The sequence below is a fragment of the Candidatus Poribacteria bacterium genome, assembly GCA_026706025.1.
Lineage (GTDB): Bacteria > Poribacteria > WGA-4E > WGA-4E > WGA-3G > WGA-3G.
This window is the reverse complement of record JAPOZO010000032.1, coordinates 1-16776: the sequence shown is the minus strand read 5'-3', so window position 1 is coordinate 16776 and position 16776 is coordinate 1. Positions and strand designations below refer to the sequence as shown.

The 16776-nt window shown below is 46.5% G+C and carries 15 protein-coding genes; 13 read left to right on the top strand and 2 right to left on the bottom strand.

Features of this window, described 5'->3' with window-relative positions:
• Positions 1-319 precede the first annotated feature (319 nt).
• A complete protein-coding gene (locus tag OXH00_07275; GenBank protein ID MCY3740803.1) occupies positions 320-1021 on the bottom strand; it encodes a PEP-CTERM sorting domain-containing protein in 702 nt (233 codons plus the stop codon).
• 468 nt (positions 1022-1489) lie between these two features.
• Between OXH00_07275 and OXH00_07270 the strand changes: the two genes are divergently transcribed.
• The 3 genes from OXH00_07270 to OXH00_07260 all read left to right on the top strand — a co-directional run bounded on the left by OXH00_07270 (position 1490) and on the right by OXH00_07260 (position 5026).
• Entirely contained in the window at positions 1490-2560 is a 1071-nt protein-coding gene (locus tag OXH00_07270; GenBank protein MCY3740802.1) for an Ldh family oxidoreductase, read from the top strand.
• Positions 2561-2713: 153 nt separating this feature from the next.
• The gene (locus OXH00_07265) at positions 2714-3652 is read left to right on the top strand and encodes an ornithine carbamoyltransferase (GenBank protein MCY3740801.1); all 939 of its coding nucleotides are present in this window, start codon (positions 2714-2716) and stop codon (positions 3650-3652) included.
• A 222-nt stretch (positions 3653-3874) separates the two neighbouring features.
• Positions 3875-5026 (top strand): threonine synthase, encoded by a 1152-nt coding sequence (locus OXH00_07260; protein ID MCY3740800.1) that lies wholly within the window; start codon positions 3875-3877, stop codon positions 5024-5026.
• Between the two features lie 9 nt (positions 5027-5035).
• Here OXH00_07260 and OXH00_07255 read toward each other — a convergent pair whose 3' ends face one another.
• Positions 5036-5773 carry a hypothetical protein gene (locus OXH00_07255; GenBank protein ID MCY3740799.1) on the bottom strand — a complete coding sequence of 246 codons (738 nt, stop codon included), beginning with the start codon at positions 5771-5773 and terminating at the stop codon, positions 5036-5038.
• A 669-nt stretch (positions 5774-6442) separates the two neighbouring features.
• Here OXH00_07255 and OXH00_07250 point away from each other — a divergent pair.
• The 10 genes from OXH00_07250 to OXH00_07205 form a co-directional block, all read left to right on the top strand.
• Entirely contained in the window at positions 6443-7411 is a 969-nt protein-coding gene (locus OXH00_07250) for a hypothetical protein (GenBank protein MCY3740798.1), read from the top strand.
• Between the two features lie 99 nt (positions 7412-7510).
• Positions 7511-9946 carry a YdjY domain-containing protein gene (locus tag OXH00_07245; GenBank protein ID MCY3740797.1) on the top strand — a complete coding sequence of 812 codons (2436 nt, stop codon included), beginning with the start codon at positions 7511-7513 and terminating at the stop codon, positions 9944-9946.
• Positions 9947-9955: 9 nt separating this feature from the next.
• Positions 9956-10138 carry a zinc ribbon domain-containing protein gene (locus OXH00_07240; protein ID MCY3740796.1) on the top strand — a complete coding sequence of 61 codons (183 nt, stop codon included), beginning with the start codon at positions 9956-9958 and terminating at the stop codon, positions 10136-10138.
• A gap of 364 nt (positions 10139-10502) precedes the next feature.
• On the top strand, positions 10503-11918 hold the full coding sequence (gene holA / locus OXH00_07235) for a DNA polymerase III subunit delta (GenBank protein ID MCY3740795.1): 1416 nt from the start codon (positions 10503-10505) through the stop codon (positions 11916-11918).
• A gap of 88 nt (positions 11919-12006) precedes the next feature.
• A complete protein-coding gene (locus tag OXH00_07230; GenBank protein ID MCY3740794.1) occupies positions 12007-12792 on the top strand; it encodes a site-specific integrase in 786 nt (261 codons plus the stop codon).
• 429 nt (positions 12793-13221) lie between these two features.
• Entirely contained in the window at positions 13222-13458 is a 237-nt protein-coding gene (locus tag OXH00_07225) for a hypothetical protein (GenBank protein MCY3740793.1), read from the top strand.
• 15 nt (positions 13459-13473) lie between these two features.
• On the top strand, positions 13474-13800 hold the full coding sequence (locus OXH00_07220; protein MCY3740792.1) for a hypothetical protein: 327 nt from the start codon (positions 13474-13476) through the stop codon (positions 13798-13800).
• Between the two features lie 90 nt (positions 13801-13890).
• Complete coding sequence (locus OXH00_07215; GenBank protein MCY3740791.1) at positions 13891-14826, top strand: DUF5694 domain-containing protein; 936 nt, start codon at positions 13891-13893, stop codon at positions 14824-14826.
• 36 nt (positions 14827-14862) lie between these two features.
• Entirely contained in the window at positions 14863-16371 is a 1509-nt protein-coding gene (locus OXH00_07210; GenBank protein MCY3740790.1) for an ABC transporter permease subunit, read from the top strand.
• A gap of 149 nt (positions 16372-16520) precedes the next feature.
• Positions 16521-16776, top strand: a 256-nt coding sequence (locus OXH00_07205; GenBank protein ID MCY3740789.1) for a hypothetical protein, incomplete at its 3' end; no start/stop codon positions are given.

Here is a 16776-nt window from a genome sequence, read left to right as displayed (position 1 = left end):
AGCAAAAGGTGAAGTATATCTTTGTAGGAGCGAGCTGTGCTCGCGATGTTGAAAAAATCGGGATATATCTTTGTAGGAACGAGTGTTTTTGCTTGGGATGTTTGATAGGGGTATTTGATAGGGTGTTTCTGCGTATTTCTGCGTATTTCTGCGTATTTCTTGTCGCTCGCGATCTTCCGACCCAAATAAAGAGCCGACCAGCAGAACATCGCAATTAGGGAAGGGTTTTGGACATTTGTGCGGATATGGAAAACGGAAACCCAAACCCAGTTATTACTCGATTCAGGTTTCCGGTTTAGAAAATGTCCAGTATTTGTGCTTATCGGGCGTTTTTGAGGTGTCCCCATGTGGTCGTGAGCTTGGCTTTAGGGTCTACAGCGGTAAGATTAGCATCGCCGAAGTACTCAATTTCGCCAATTTGAAAGTACGCACCAGCCGGGTTCGATGCGGTGTCAAAAGTGACATGCCGAAAAAAACGATACCCGACTTCTTGAACGTCGAAATCTTCACCTGCCTCAAAAAGAACGACTTGCAGCCGCTCAGTCCAAAAGCTATCCCCGTCGTGAGAATAGATCGTCGTGAAATCCTCGCCATCGTTCGACCCCTGAACTTCCCACACTGTAGGATCCCTTGCAGGGACATCGTTCGCTGAAGATACCGTGAAGTGGGTCAATCCGTACGGCTCCTCAAACTCAGCGGTTATGTGTAGACCTTCCTCTGGAATGCCGCCCCCACGTCCGCAGCACCATTTGTCATTGCCGGGGCCAAGGATGTTATCGAAAACGTTAAACGAGAATTCACCGCCCGCGAATCCGGGTTCCTCGTTGGCTGTGAAAGTGGCGTTGTAACCCTCATCTGCTTCAGGGTCACCATCGTCTTCGGGGTCGGTTAGGTCTCCTCCTAACAGGGATTCCGTTCCTGTTCCCAAGACTTCCTCCGCCTCTGCCATATTGATCGGGTTTCCGATAACACAATAGGCTATCATCAACACAAATCCTGCGAATACCATCATCATTTTCATGCTGTTCAATCTCCTAAGAGAAATGAATCTCACTTTTACGTGAGTTTCGTGTTAAGTTACGTGCGTTTGAATAAACTGCACCCATTTTACTATACCAATCTTTAGGAATCTGTGTTCCATAATAATATATTATTTCATATTATTTTACAAAATTCAATGTCATTTTAAAAAATATAGAAAACAACGCAAAGAATTAGATTATCATAACCCAAATTGCTACTTGTAAATCCATGGGATATCCTTTATAGTGTTATTACCCAAAACAACAAAAGGTAGCAACTTGGATTATTGATACCGTCCTTGCGGCGCAGCAGCGTGCCCAGAAGATTGATGACAAAAGCGAGAACTTCAAATTAATCCTGCCCGCCCTCAGTTTCTATAGTGCTTTGTAAATGCCTCTGAAATTTGCTTTTTTAAAACGGGTTTGCTAAGATGATAGCACTAAAATCGTGATAGGAGGCTATAACCATGAATCGACACGAACAAGAACGAATTGTGAACGCAACAGCGTTGCAGAGCGTCTGTAGCGCGCTTTACCAGAAAGTTGGCGTTGCGCAATCCGATGCGGATACCATTGCGGAAATGCAGGTCCTTATGGACTTACGTGGCGTTCACTCACACGCGACACGCGGCGTGCCCGGTTATGTCCGGGGTATCATCAGCGGGAACATTAATCCCAATCCACAACTCCAGACGCTTGCGGATAACCCTGCCTCTGTTCTATTGGATGGCGACCGCGGGTTGGGGCATCTCGTGAGTATTCGGGCAATGAATATCGCTATCGAAAAGGCGAAGTCCGCCTCGATGGGTGTGGCGATTGTTCGGAATAGCAACCACTTCGGAGCTGCCTCAAGCCACGCCATGCGCGCCCTTCCGCACGATATGATCGGTTTCGCGACGACCAACGGACTCGGTGTGAATACCGCCGTCTTCGGTGCGAGGAGCGTCTCGATCGGCAATAATGCGTTTTCTTATGCTATCCCTGCTGGTGAAGAACCGCCGATTGTGTTAGATATGGCGTGCGGTGCTGCTGCCGCTGGGCGGATCGGTACTGCGAGGTTATACCAAGAGAAAATCCCGTTGGGATGGGCACTCGACGCGGACGGTAACGAAACCGATGATCCGGGGCAAGTCGCGGTTATCTTACCTGCTGCAGGTCCGAAAGGTTCTGCGCTCGCAATCGTTATGGATGTTTTGTGCGGTCCGTTGAGCGGTGGATTGATGGGCATTAACAAACGGTTTCAGCCCGGAGACGCGCCGCTGGAAAAGCGCGTATCGTCGCACTTTTTCTTTGCAATTAACATCGCCAGTTTCACCACTGTTTCAGAGTTCCAGGCTGAAATTGATCGGCAAATTCGGATGACACGCCAAGCGATGCCACGCGCCGGCTTTACGCGCGTTACCTTACCCGGCGAGATTGAGTCGGAATTGACGCAAGAACGCCTTGAAAACGGGATTCCACTTCACAAGGAACCGTTGCAAGCACTTGAGCAGCTCGCGGATGAGTTGGGTGTTGAAATTCCGTGGAACAGACAGTGAAACCCATTCGCTGCACGCAGAAAACATTTGACATTCCTTTAAAAGTTAGGTATAATTATGCTTTCTTATTTACCACTGTATGACACAATTGCCTGATTTGCAACCAAAAAGAAACCGCGTGTGAGTGTTCAAAGACTCACTGTGGAGGTAATTATGCACCTAATTACACTAAATCCTTGGTCAGAAATAGATATTCTTGAGACAGTCGAAGACAGTCTAAATATAAAAAAATATCCCGAAAAATATAGACACGCTGTAGGTGGAAAGAGCCTCTGCCTGCTTTTCCAAAAAACCTCCACGCGCACGCGCTGTGCAGGCGAGATCGGTATTACACAACTCGGTGGACACGCCCACTACCTCGACTGGCGCACGACAAACTTCGCATTAGCCGACCTCGGCGATGAAATGCGCGTCCTCTCTGCTTATGTCGATATTATCTTGGCTCGCTTCTTGAAGCACGCTGAATTCGTTGAAGCCACCACTGCCGCAACAGTACCGGTCATTAACGGCTGTTGCGATAAATATCATCCGACGCAAGCATTGGGCGATCTTATGACGATACAGGAACACCTCGGTAGACTGGAAGGGGTCAAATTGTGTTTCATCGGTGTGCATAACAACGTCTGTAATTCGCTGATTGCCGCCGGTATGAAGGTCGGCATTGAGGTGACTGTCGTCGCGCCGGAGGTGAACCCCGCTGCTGTTGATAAAGAATTGTGGGATGCAGCCGCTCGGAAAGGTCTTTATAAAGTGCTGGATACGCGAAGTATCAATGTCGGTAGTGCTCTGGAAAGCGTTGTCGCCGAAAGCGATATCGTTTATACCGATACGTGGGTAGACATGGAATTTTTCACGGATCCTACTTTCGCAGAAGAACGGGAGCGTCGGTTAAAAAAGATGATGCCGTATCAATTGAACGCCGAGCTGCTGAAAGGATACGCGGGCAAGATTATGCACTGCCTTCCCGCGCATCACGGATATGAAATCACAGGCGAACTCGTCAACGATGAACGTTCAATTATCTTTGAGCAGTCCGAAAACCGGCTCCATAGCATGAAAGCCATCCTTCTCAGATTGCTTGCACACGCCTAAGCAAAACGGTCGGCAGGTATTTTTCAAAAGGAGATGCTAAATGGAAGTTTTAAAAATTATCGGTTTCGTTGTTCTCACGTGCTTGGCTATAATCTTGCTCGTTAAGGATTTGTCAGGAATGACACCCAGTCAAAGAAAAAAAATTCTGCGGTGGCCGTTTTTGTTTCAGTCGTATAGGGTTACAAAAAATCCGCCTTCCGTTCTACGCTGTTAAGTAAAAATATGCAAAACTATCTCCAGCACCTTGAATGTAGCAAGTGTGGTGAAACCTATTCCCACGCAGCACCGCAGAACGTCTGTACGGCTTGCGGGAAACCGTTACTTGCCCGTTACGCCCTTGAACAACTATCACGGACATGGACCCACAATGCCCTGCTGTCAAGACCTCCATCACTCTGGCGTTATAGAGAACTCCTACCTATAACCGACTCCAAGAACATAGTAACGCTCGGCGAGACAATGACACCGCTCATCCACGCGAAAAGGTTGGGGGCAAAGTTTGGTCTCACGGAGGTATGGGTGAAAGACGAGTCGCGATTGCCCACGGGTAGTTTCAAGGCGCGCGGCTTAGCAATGGCAGTATCCAAGGCGAAATCCCTCGGATTGACGCAACTGGCGATCCCGTCTGCAGGCAATGCCGCTACAGCTCTCGCGGTTTATGCCGCCGCCGCAGGTATGACTGCACATATCTTTATGCCACAGGATACACCCGCTTTCAACAAAGAGACGTGTCAACTCGCGGGCGCAAATGTCACGTTGATTGATGGCTTGATCAACGATGCTGGCAGAATTGTCGCGGAACGGAAGACCGATGAAGGATGGTTTGACGTGTCAACGCTCAAAGAACCGTACCGCGTGGAAGGCAAAAAGACGATGGGGTTTGAACTTGCGGAGCAGTTTGCTTGGGAACTCCCAGATGTCATCATCTACCCTACTGGGGGTGGTACGGGTATTGTCGGGATGTGGAAAGGTTTCGCAGAGTTAGAGGCGATCGGGTGGATCGGCGAAAAGAGACCGCGTTTTATCGCGGTACAATCCACAGGTTGCGCGCCGATTGTGAAAGCGTGGGAAGAAGGAGCGACTGAAGCAACACCATGGCAGGACGCACAGACCGTTGCAAGCGGTTTGCGCGTACCACAAGCGATTGGTGATTTCCTCATTTTAGAGGCGATTCGTAAAAGCAACGGTGCCGCAATTGCCGTCACGGACGATGCTATCCGTGAGGCAATGCAACTGCTGCCTACCACCGAAGGACTCTTGACATGTCCCGAAGGTGCAGCAACCGTCGCTGCACTCAAACAACTCGCCGCCAACGAAATGATTGATCCATCCGAACGCGTCGTCTTATTTAATACCGGTGGCTATCAGGCATAAAGGGAATCGTTACCGATTTTCAAGATAGTCGTAAGTCGGCTTTTCCTTGGCTTCCTCTCCCGTTTCAGATGCGTTGTTCTTCAGGTGATAGCCGACATCGTATTTCTGCACCGATATAATTGGATAGGGACCGTCAAATCCGGTGACTGTACCTCGTACTTCAACCGGTTTACCAGTCGTTCCAACATCTGTCCGCATCTGATCGAACTCAGGGTTCGCGTCGAAAACGAAATTCTGTCCTTGGTTTTCTGTAGTCAACGCATGCATGATATTAGAGGTCTCCGGCCGCCAGCGTCGCCATGACGGAACGTTTCGGATATAACTCCGAGCGAAGCCGGGGTGTGCAAACATGTTGCCGCGGATAGTCGCATCGGTTTTAAGGACACGGGCACCCCCGAGCCCATGGCGGCCCCGGAAGCGCGAATCGTTAAGCTGCCGCATGATGTTATACACATCAAACGTATGTGTTTCGCTGTACTTGGTGACACCTTGTCTCGCTTTGATTTCCACGACAGTCGTGAAATGCCGCTTTCTGCCATGTTTGTCAACAGGTGTACTGAAAGTAACGTCCTTTGGATCTGCCCACGGTTCCAACAATCGCCGAATCTGCCGCGCATCGGCGTTACTGACAACATCGGAAATCTCTATTTTCAAGACAACCGCATCTTCAGCCATGCTTACCATACTTATGCCAACGAATAGAAGTACCACCAGAAAAGTAAGCCAATAGAAATGTGTACGTTTCATTCTGATTTCCTCCTGATCTTCTCCCTTAATCTGTAAGTTTACATCCTCATTTGCATTAGACACCATAAAAGAAAAAAAGTTTCAAAAAAATTACTGAATCCAATCCGATAACTTCCATTTAACTGTTAATGACGCGATCTCACACTAAAAAGGGTGCATAATTTTAGAAAAAGTCAAAATCCTAAGTTTTACAACGTGAGTTCGACACCCTGAAAACCTAAACGCTCAACATGACAAAAAAGTTTACAGGGAAATCTATAATTTACAACTTCGCGCTTCTACGTTGAAAACTCGTTATCAAGTGCGCCCCATTTCGTGCAACCGAGTCTAAAGAATGCCCCATTTTGTGCAGTGCATTCTCTGTATTTTGTAGAGAACCGCGTCAGTATGGTATTGTTCAAATTGGCACGGAATTTGCTACATCTAAGCAACAGGAGAATCAATCAAAAGGTGTTGGACATAGACAGGATGGAAGCAGGGTTTAAATGAGAAGGGTTGTGGTACGAAGAGATATGAGCGTCGGGTTAATGAACGGCGAGGAGAGCTCGGAGTGTGAATGTACAAATTCCTTGAAAATTACACAGAAATATGCTAACATTTAAAAAATGGACGCTATTCCATAAGCTTTAAGTTAAACAAAAATATAGGGTAAAATAGGAGATGCACCTTATGAAAAGAATGTTTTGGGTGGCGATGCTCTTTGTGATGTGTGTTGCTACCAGTTATGGGCAATATAACGGTGAATGTTGGGTTGTAAGTGGTGGCGATACAGTTTACAAATTGCATGCAAATGGCAACGCCGATCCGACGGTCATTCCGAATCTGGCGCAAGCGAGTGCTGCGGAAGTGAATCCTACCAACGGTGTCGCTTGGATCGCTATTTCTGCATCAAATGCTGTCTTCAGGTACGATCAGGATGCCCAACCCCCGGAGGAATCATTTACGCAAGCACCCGTGATTGAACGTCCAAACATGATCGCTGTGAATCCATCAGACGGCACCGTCTGGGTGGCATGGCTCAACGGGGTGTCGAAGTTGTCAAGTGACGGAAAACAGATTCTCGCGCAGGTAATCCCACAGGGTGGTAATCCGAACGTAGAAACCGGTCGATTCAATGTCGCTGTGAATCCAAAGGATGGCAGTGTATGGATAGCAGATGCACGCGGTCCCATCAATCGTTACGATGCAAACGGCAATCAAATCGCAACCGGTCCGACAATGCGAGAACCAAAGGCGGGTGTAGCTGTTGACTACGAGGGAAACGCATGGGTCGCTGACAGCCAATTTAACGCACTCATTCGGATTTCACCAACCGGTCAGCAACTCGTAAAGCTTGATATGCCGAGTCCGACTTCGCCGCGGGTCAACCCAAAGGATGGTAGTGTATGGGTAGTTTCAGGGCAGTCAATGCTGCTGAACTTATCAGCAGATGGGACAAAAATGAATGAATTTGCTGCAGGTATGGCTGTTGTCGGGATAAGTCTCTCACCTTCAGATAACGGTATTTGGGTCGCAGACATGCTCGGCGCAACATTCACAGGTGAAGTCAGTAAATTCTCTACAAATGGAACAAAACTCTTCGCGAATCCTATTCCGCAACCTTCCTCTGTTTCGGTCGGATTTTGGGAAGGGAACTAATCCAGAACCATCACAGGTTGCGTCGTTACGTTCGTCTACTTGTGAGACCACTCGCGGGTATGATTACAACTTTTCTGATGGATAAATTCGGGGTGTATTATGATTAAGTATCGCATTTTGACACGGCCTATAAGTTGCCAGAGCCTCCTGTTAAAATTTGCAATCGGAATTTTTGTTGTTGGATTGTGTGCCACGAGTGGATTCGCCCAGCTACCAGATTTCCGTGTTGATATTAACAGTATTACCTTTTCCAATCCTACACCTGTTGAAGGTGAAGAGATTACCATTTCGGTTGAGGTGAAGAACATTGGCGATGGCACCCCGACGATGAACGAGGATCTCGTTGTTGAGCTTTACGAGGGAGATCCGGCGACGCAACCGCTCCAAATCGTCTGTAAGGATGTGATCATAGAACTAAAACCTAAAGAAACCGGCACGGTGAAAGCGCAGTGGCAACCGTCCCCTGGCAAGACGGAAATTTACGCTGTTGTTAACCCTTCAGGTCCCAAACATATTGCGGAAGCGGATGCGGAAAATAACGTTGCGCAGGCAGCGATTGTGGCGCAGTCGCGGACGTTCCCTTCTGTCACGTCCGAACAAATCCAGAACGCCATAACGAAAGGCGTTGATTGGATAGTGGCGCAGCAGGGAAAGCATAGCCGGACCTGTTTACAATGTGGTACTGAAAACCAACTCATCTTAATCTGCATTACCTGTCAGGCGAGTCTGAAAGGGTTGGCTGAAAACTTCGTTCCGGGTGCTGTATGGAATTTCGGTGAAGATCAAACACAGGAGACGGCACTGGCATTGCAAACCTTGCTCGCAACGGGGCACACACCTTCGCACCCGTCCGTTAAGAAAGGTTTAGAGTTTCTATTGACGCGGGATTGGAATGAATTCGCCGTTTACCAATATGCAGTCATTGTGCCAGTCCTGGTAGCAATCCAAGACGAAGCGCACAGAGAACGTACCCAATTTGCTGTGAACCAATTAATCAAAAAGCAACTCCCGGTCAGTGGTAGTGAGTTTGCTGATCCGAGGGATGATGGGGGTTGGGGTTACGGTTTTACTGCCGATGGGGCACACATGAACATGGTGATCTACGCGCTCTATGCTGCGAAGCAGTGGGGTCTTGATATTCCACGAGATACATGGATACGCGCCGAGCAGTGGATTCGCCGAAACCAAACCGAGACAGGCGGATGGCTCTATAACTTAGTTGACGACGGTTCGCCTTGGGCGATCGGGGTCTACGGCAGTATGACCGCAACTGGACTATGGGCACTTCGGGCGTGTGGTGTTCCTGTTGGGGATCCACAGGTCCAAAAAGGCATGGCATGGGTGAAAAAGCATTGGACTTTGACTCGGAACCCAGGCTCTAACTCATGGCTTTATTATTATCTACTCTCGTTGCAACGGTTCTGCGACATCCCGCCCACTGTAGACGCTTTTGCTGGCTACGATTGGTACACTGAGATTTCACAGATGCTGGTGGCACAACAAGAGCCTGACGGGAGATGGCGTGGATCTGAGAGCGATTTTCTATCGACCTGTTTTGCCGTGATGTCCTTGAGTCATGCGCTCGCGGGGCCAACGGAACCGAATATCGGGATAGTCCCGCGAAGCCTTCGGTTTTCACCGCCTTCTCCGCGCGTCGGCGAAGCCGTTCGTCTCAGCGCGACCCTCCGTAATACTGGAGCACCTCTTGATGGGATTCTTAACGTAGATTTTTATGTAAATGACGAAAAGGTTACCACAGCCGAGGTGCTTTGGACACCTAAATTAGGGGAGACTGTCGTTTCGGCGGACTGGGCACCTGAAACTGAAGGTGAGATAGAACTTGTCGCACGCATAGACCTCACAGATACGGATGAAAGTGACAATACCGCTTCAGAAACACTTACTGTCTATCCACAATCTACCGCGGCGACGGATGTTCTGTCGATGAAACCTGAGAAAATTGGTGAAAACGTTCATCGACTCGGCAATGTTGTTTTGGACATCAGTAAACGTGAGGTAACACTGCCAGGTGAAATTAACATCGTCGGTGGGGATGCCAATATTGAATTTTTTGCCTGCGGTAAGCTCGGAAAAACACATGAGAGCATCTTGATTATTGATGCAGAGCCTGTCCATATACTTACAGTACTTGCTGCTTTGGAGTTGGAACCCGGCAGGAATCTCGAGGTTGAAGGTGATCCACGCATTCCAGTAGGGGCACCCGTTGAAATCTGGGTACAATGGGACCAAGGCGATGAAGTAATTTCACGACGCGCGCGCGAATTGGTATGGAACGCTTTCACAGATCAACCGATGCAAAAAACACCATGGGTCTTTACAGGTGGACGGATAAAAAATAATCAGTTGACATCTCAACTGTTCCATAATATTATTGCCGTCTACCGCGATCCAGATTCTCTTTTCAATCATCCCTTGCCTACCGGTACCGATGACCGGACGTATCGTGTCAATACCGATGTAATTCCACCTAAAGGAACAAAGGTAAAGATAATCATTAAGCCCGCGGCGGCTTAGAGGAAAACGATGCCAATTTTTGAATACCATTGCAACGACTGTGAGACTGAGTTTGAAGTGCTTGCGCGCATAGGTAATACCGAGAAACTTCCGAAATGCCCCAGTTGTGGTGCGCAGGACACCAAGAAACGCTTCTCCGCGTTTGCTACCGCTGGGACTCAAAAAGAGTCTGCCAGCGATAACGCTACCTGAGCGATTCCATCTGGCGGCAGTTTGCCCTAACCCTATCCTAAACCATTTGACCTATAGAGAAGTGACCGCAACAAACCTCTGTTTGTGTGCTGTAGGGTTGTTTATTATAGTAAAGCACGAAAATAAGTTGACACTCCACGATAACGTCGCCCGCGCGTAGTAGGGGCTGGGTCACCCAGCCCCTACGAGCAACTGCGTGTCCAAATAATTATGGGCTTTACTATAAACTATACTTGTTAGGGGTGCCGCAGGTTGGGTTGAACGGTATTGAAAATCAAAGGTCGGTATCCGAAAATACATCAAACCTAACATACTGGCATATACACCCAATCCCCTCCTAAACTATACCTAAAGGAAAATGTTGATGAAGCAAAGACCCGCAAATCCACCGCCAAATATCCTCCGAGAAATCCAAGCGAATAAAGTTTCACCCGTGTATCTGCTCTGTGGTGAGGAAAGTTTTCTTATTGAGGGAACCCTCAAACAGATGCTTGATCATTTGCTTACACCTGATACGCGCGATTTTAATCTCACTTTTTTAGAGGATACTAATATAACAATTCGAGAAATTTTGAGCCAAGCAGATCTCTATCCAGTCATGTCAGATTGGAGAGTCGTGGTTGTCCGAGACGCGCCTTTCTTTAAGGTTCAGCAACGGACGACACCGATAACAATCATCCGAAATGCATTCAAAGTTGAAATTACAGACCCACAAAAATCTATCTCTACATTGGCAAACCTTTTAGATGTGAGTCCACAACAGATCGCCGAAAATAATTTTAACTACGCAAATGCCGTTGATTCCCTCATTGATGAAGTGGGTACGAAACTCACCGATGAAGAGCGCGGTTTTCTGGAACGTTTGCCTGGTATTGCCCAACAACTTGATACATACACTACAGAAGTTGATGATACCGATGACATAGCCATACTACTTGAATGGCTTCAAGGCGATCTGCCGAAAAATAGTGTTCTGATATTTACGGTACAAGGTTCCGTGAATGAGCGGAACAGAGTTGTTAAAGCCATTGAAACTGTCGGGCGTTATCGGTCTTTCGAGCCTGTCGAGGCTGGACCGTCGTTGAACCGAGACCCGCTCTATAAAAAGGTTTCCGACAAATTTACTGAATATGGTAAGCAGATTACACCGCGAGCGTTCTCTCTACTACGGACTCGAACCGGCGGCGATATGCACACTGTTGCTGAAGCCATCAACAAAATCGTCAATTTTGTTGGCGACAAAACCCAAATTGACGAACAGGATGTCCGGAACATGGTGACACAGAATGCGTATGACAGTATTTTTGATCTTACTGATGCGATCGGGAAACGCGCAATGGGGCAGGCGTTGAAGAGTCTTCATGAGGTGTTAGCAAGCGGCCAAGAACCTATCCCAGTCAACTCAACGATCGCCCGTCAATTCCGGTTTGCGCTCCAAGCGAAGCTCATCGCTGAAAGAAAGGAGCTCCGAAACGTCCACAGCCGGATGCCATTTCGTGATTTTACAGCAAATATATTCCAGCCGCTTGCCGAAGAGGCGGGAAGTGCCTTACCTAAAACCGCTACGCATAATATTCTGAAGCAGAACCCTTATGTTGCTTACAAAATATTTCAGACGCTCAACGCTTTTACGGTTGATGAGTTAGTCACTGCCCTCGAAAAAAGTTTAGATGCAGATGCGCAATTGAAGACGAGCAATTCAGATGCTACGTGCATTTTGGAACAGTTAGTATGTGAACTTTGCACGACACCATCACAGAGAAGACCCACTTTGCTTTAGCACACGTCTGGATGGTGTTTAGAAACCGACACAGTTTTTATTTCGTTTTATTAAGTGTATGTACGCATAAAAATAAGGAGTTTCTTATATGAAAGGTACAAGACCATTAGATAATACCGAAATCCGGAAAGTATCGGAGGCTTTTAGCGGTACCTTTGCCATTCGGAATCGGTGTTTGTTTATGTTAGGCGTATCCGTCGGCGGACGGATTAGCGAGTTGGTTGCTTTGAAAGTGGACGATGTGTGGCAGAATGGCAGCCCTGTTAAAGATTTACTGTTTGATCTGAGTATCGTGAAAGGCAGTGAAGTATCCAGAGCTGTACCTGTGAACATAGATGGCAGGCAGGCGATTGAAGATCTTATTGCTTGGCATACAGAAATATATAGCGATGCCAATCCGATCCGTCCGTTGTTTCCGTCACGGAATGGACAAGGCTCAAAGCCTATGACGAGAATAGCAGCGCACAATGCACTGAAGGAAGCCTTTGGAGCGGCGGGGTTAAATGGAAAACTGGGCACGCATTCCCTACGGAAGTCTTACGCGCAGCGGCTTTATGAACAGACGAATGACATTTATGCCGTGCAAGAGATGTTAGGGCATAAGAGCGTGGTGACGACACAGCGATACTTAGGGGTGAATTACGCCAGCGTCCGGGATGCCTCAGAAGCGATGTCAATCCATTCTGAACTTAACGTAAGTACGAAAACGTTAAGTTCGGTCAATGATGCTTCAGATGACGCACTTTTCATGGAATTGCTCCGTAGAGGGTATGACGTGGCTCGCCTGCTTCAAAAAGATGGATCGGAACAATCTTTTCAACGCTCCACAGAAGCGCAAAAGCACCTGTCAATCAAAAATGATCCTTATCAGTAGAATAAAAAATATATAGATGCTTCGAGAAAAGCAACCTGCTTCCCTCCTTTGGTGCGGTTGATGAAGTTTATAGTGAAGCCCATAAATAGGTGGACATCTTTGTAGTATGATGCACGTCGCATCTGGGGTTTTTGCTTGGGTGTTTCTTCAAGTACGCCGCAAAACTGTTAGTTTGTGCCAGTCTGAATGCCTGTTATAGGTATTCAGACTGTTTGGGAGTCCCCAATTAATTATAGGTTTTACTATAAATGCTCAGCCTGCATATAATCCCCCCAATTTTCTGATGTCCAAGCCATTCTAATATTCTGCCATAATTTTCGAGATACATGCCGCTGCGCAATTTGATTTCCATTTTTTACTATCCTTTCGCGTTTTGTTGACTCTAATAAAATAAGACCACATTTTATTCAAAAGTTGGAGGCACTGAAAATGGGATCAGCTGTTCTGATTATTGCTATTATATCTGGAAGCATCATGGTCATAACGCTCGGATGCGTCTGGATGGGTATTTCCTATGTAAAAAAAAGAGATGGATTGACAAAAGGAGCGTCCCAACGTGAGATAGCTGCACTGCAGCAGCAGGTGAACGACGTTCAACAAGAGATTACTGTTCTTAAAAAGGAAGTGAAACGACTCATTAGAATCGCTAAAGGCGAGAGTGAGTAACGGAGGAGAACAGGTATGTTGGTGTTACTACTGATTTTTCTTGTGCTGGTATGTTTCTTTATTTTTAAGTTTACTGCTGCGTTTATTGCTATTGTAGCAATAGTTACGGGGACGACAACTATCACTACACTCGCGTGTGTCTGGTTGGGTACCTCATATTGCCTGAAAACGTTCGGGTATAAACCAAATAGAGGTCAACAGATCTATCGTCAGGTGGATTTGGATTTAAAGCAAATTGTTGGGGATTTACAGGAGATCCATTCTCAACTGGAAGAAGCTGAACGGCACCTACAGAATCTGGAATATCTAAAGTACGCCCGCCAGAATTCCAAGAGTAAATAAAACAACGCATAGGCAGGACAACATATGTTCTGCCTATTACGCATATAATGTGTGGTTATATATTAACGTGAGTTCGGAGGAGAAGGTTCTATGAAAATCTCAGCGAAATACAAATTCTATTTACTGACATTACTCACCGCTGTGTTATTTGCAGTCGGCATAGCTGCAAACGATGATCAGACTAACCAATCTACAAAGGATGTTCCGCAAATAATGAAAAAACCGACGATTATGATTCTCGGCAGTAAGCACTTGGCAAATCCTGGAATGGATGGGTTCAATACAAAAATGGATGATGTGCTCGCACCCAAACGCCAACGCGAAATCAAGCAGTTGGTCGAACAACTCAAAACGTTTAGTCCTACCAAGATAGCACTTGAGATAGATTTTTCACGGAATGCTGAAATCAATGCAGTGTATCAAGGTTATCTGAAAGGAACCTATGAACTTAAACGTAATGAAGGGGACCAGATCGGTTATCGATTAGCAAAACAACTCGGGCATTTGAAGGTATACTGCGTCGATCATTTCCGAAGTAGTAAAGAAGATCCAATCTTTAAAGGTGGTATTGATAGTGATTTGATAGACCGTGATGCGTTTGCGAAAAAGCATAATCAGCAACACTTGTTTGGATCCCATCCGACAGATCCAGGAAAAGTTACACGAGATAAGGATGGTAAGGTCTGGATTGAATCTGAGAAATATGAGCCGATAACCGATATGTATATACGCATCAACCAGCCTGAAAGGATCCGCGCGAGCCAACGAGCGTACTTACACAGTGCCCGTATTGGACTTGGCGACCAATATCCGGGTGCCAATTGGCTTGCCCATATTTGGTATGCGCGGAACCTCAAAATCTTTGTGAACCTGACGCGCATCACCGAATCTGATGATGACCGGATTCTACTGATTATCGGTGCCGGACATACCTTCCTGGTTCAACAGTTCCTTGAAGACTCAGGGGATTACATCGTCGAAAGTCCACTCAAATACTTGGAGGCAGGTGCGATGGAAGCACCTTAACCTGTTGTCCTGTTGTTGAAACTTTAGAGGAATACGATGCTAACAATACTCATCCGTCGAGAACTCCTTGACAATCTAATGACGCTCCGATTTGCAGCAGCTGTTTTCATTATGCTGCTGCTTGTTGTTGCAAGTACCATTGTGCTGATTAAGGATTATGATCGGCGGTTAGCAAGTTACAGTGCTGCTGTTAAATCGAATCACGAGCAAATGCAGGAAAGAGATACCTATTCGGGGGTAAGTTGGGATGTTGTCCGTCCACCTAATCTGTTGAGTATTTTCAATGTTGGCTTGGATAAGCGGTTGAATAACGAAGTATTTGTATTTTATAGTTATGTGCCCACACTATGGGATGGTCAGAAGTATGGATCAACGAATCCGTTTCTGAATCTCTTCTCATCGATTGATATTACCTTTATCTTTGAGGTGGTTTTGAGCCTTACGGCACTTATTTTTGCCTACGATGCACTTGCGGGAGAACGTGAGCGCGGCACGTTGCGCCTTGTCTTAACGCATCCGGTAAGTCGTGGTAAAATCTTATTGGCGAAATACATGAGTGCAATGATATGTTTGCTGGTGCCGCTTTTGATAAGTCTTCTCTTAGTTATGATATTGCTAATGACATCGTCCATTGTATCACTAAAGGTTGATGATTTTCTTCGTATTGGTGGAATTGTCTTGAGTTCAATTGCGTATCTTTCGGTTTTCTACCTCATCGGCATGTTGATTTCAGTAATAACCCGCAAAACAGGTACTGCGCTAATGCTTGCGATGTTTGTCTGGGGATTTTTGGTATTCGTATATCCGAATGTGATTCTTGTCGCGATTAACCCAGCGGAGCCTTCTCAAGAGCGTTTGGGATCCGCTTTTAATCATATTGAACAGATATGGGAGGAATTCGACCGCGAACGTAAGGGGTTCCTTGCTAATGATCCAATTCCAGGGGAAGATCCACATTTTGGTATGGTAGGTGGTTCAGGTTTCAACTATGAGGTATGGCATAAAATACAATCAATACTTCTATACACCTATGTTGCTGGTTCAAACATAGAGAAACTTGATGATAAATTTGAAGCACAGGTGCCGCACGTGCAGAACTATTACCGCTTCACGGTGCCAAAGACCATCGACACTGCGGAACGTGCGTGGCTTGTGCGAAAACAGGCACTTGAATCTGTTTTCGTTCAGCCAGCGATAGTTGATCGCATCTTTTTGAGGATCTCGCCTGTCGGGATGTATGACGCTGCGACGCAAGCGTGGGCGGGTACAGACCTATTTGGGCTCAGAGATTTTTACGAGGCGACGCGAAAGTACCGGAGGACTGTGGTTGACTATCTCTACGATATAAACGCGTTCGGGGATCGACGGTGGTTTTCTGCTGACAAGGGATCGGTGGATTGGGAAAATTTTCCTCAGTTTTCTTTTCAGAGAAGTGGTGTGGATATAAATGCGATGCGAGCCCTCCCGGATTTACTCCTGCTACTAATAATGAGCCTTTTTCTTTTTTTGATAATATTTCTGATTTTCCAAAGAAGCGAAGTATAGGAGAGTCGTCAGTACGCTTACTGCGTTCGCTTTCAGCCCAGTTTTCAGTTAAACCCCGTGGTAGTCATAGGTGTATTGAATACCACAAACCTGTAACTGACAACTGAAAGGATTACGCAGTAATCCGTACTGATAACTGACAACTAAAAATGATTTGGCATATTACAAAACGCGAACTGTATGACAACCTTAATAGCCTCCGGTTTGCACTTGCGACAGCATTGCTTTTCGTTTTGATGTTGATTAACGTGATGATCCATATTGAGGAACACCCTGTGCGTATGCAGAAATATCATGATGCTACCACAAAATCTCTGAATACCTTAAGATCTCGGACGGATTTATTTAGTATTGCGCAAGAAGGCCCCGGATATCTTTACAAAAAGCCGTCTCCACTCTATTTTT

Excerpts from the sequence above, each read along its gene's own strand:
- OXH00_07275 (MCY3740803.1), bottom strand. The coding sequence starts at position 1,021 with ATGAAAATGATGATGGTATTCGCAGGATTTGTGTTGATGATAGCCTAT.
- OXH00_07270 (MCY3740802.1), top strand. The coding sequence starts at position 1,490 with ATGAATCGACACGAACAAGAACGAATTGTGAACGCAACAGCGTTGCAG.
- OXH00_07265 (MCY3740801.1), top strand. The coding sequence starts at position 2,714 with ATGCACCTAATTACACTAAATCCTTGGTCAGAAATAGATATTCTTGAG.
- OXH00_07260 (MCY3740800.1), top strand. The coding sequence starts at position 3,875 with ATGCAAAACTATCTCCAGCACCTTGAATGTAGCAAGTGTGGTGAAACC.
- OXH00_07255 (MCY3740799.1), bottom strand. The coding sequence starts at position 5,773 with ATGAAACGTACACATTTCTATTGGCTTACTTTTCTGGTGGTACTTCTA.
- OXH00_07250 (MCY3740798.1), top strand. The coding sequence starts at position 6,443 with ATGAAAAGAATGTTTTGGGTGGCGATGCTCTTTGTGATGTGTGTTGCT.
- OXH00_07245 (MCY3740797.1), top strand. The coding sequence starts at position 7,511 with ATGATTAAGTATCGCATTTTGACACGGCCTATAAGTTGCCAGAGCCTC.
- OXH00_07240 (MCY3740796.1), top strand. The coding sequence starts at position 9,956 with ATGCCAATTTTTGAATACCATTGCAACGACTGTGAGACTGAGTTTGAA.
- holA (MCY3740795.1), top strand. The coding sequence starts at position 10,503 with ATGAAGCAAAGACCCGCAAATCCACCGCCAAATATCCTCCGAGAAATC.
- OXH00_07230 (MCY3740794.1), top strand. The coding sequence starts at position 12,007 with ATGAAAGGTACAAGACCATTAGATAATACCGAAATCCGGAAAGTATCG.
- OXH00_07225 (MCY3740793.1), top strand. The coding sequence starts at position 13,222 with ATGGGATCAGCTGTTCTGATTATTGCTATTATATCTGGAAGCATCATG.
- OXH00_07220 (MCY3740792.1), top strand. The coding sequence starts at position 13,474 with ATGTTGGTGTTACTACTGATTTTTCTTGTGCTGGTATGTTTCTTTATT.
- OXH00_07215 (MCY3740791.1), top strand. The coding sequence starts at position 13,891 with ATGAAAATCTCAGCGAAATACAAATTCTATTTACTGACATTACTCACC.
- OXH00_07210 (MCY3740790.1), top strand. The coding sequence starts at position 14,863 with ATGCTAACAATACTCATCCGTCGAGAACTCCTTGACAATCTAATGACG.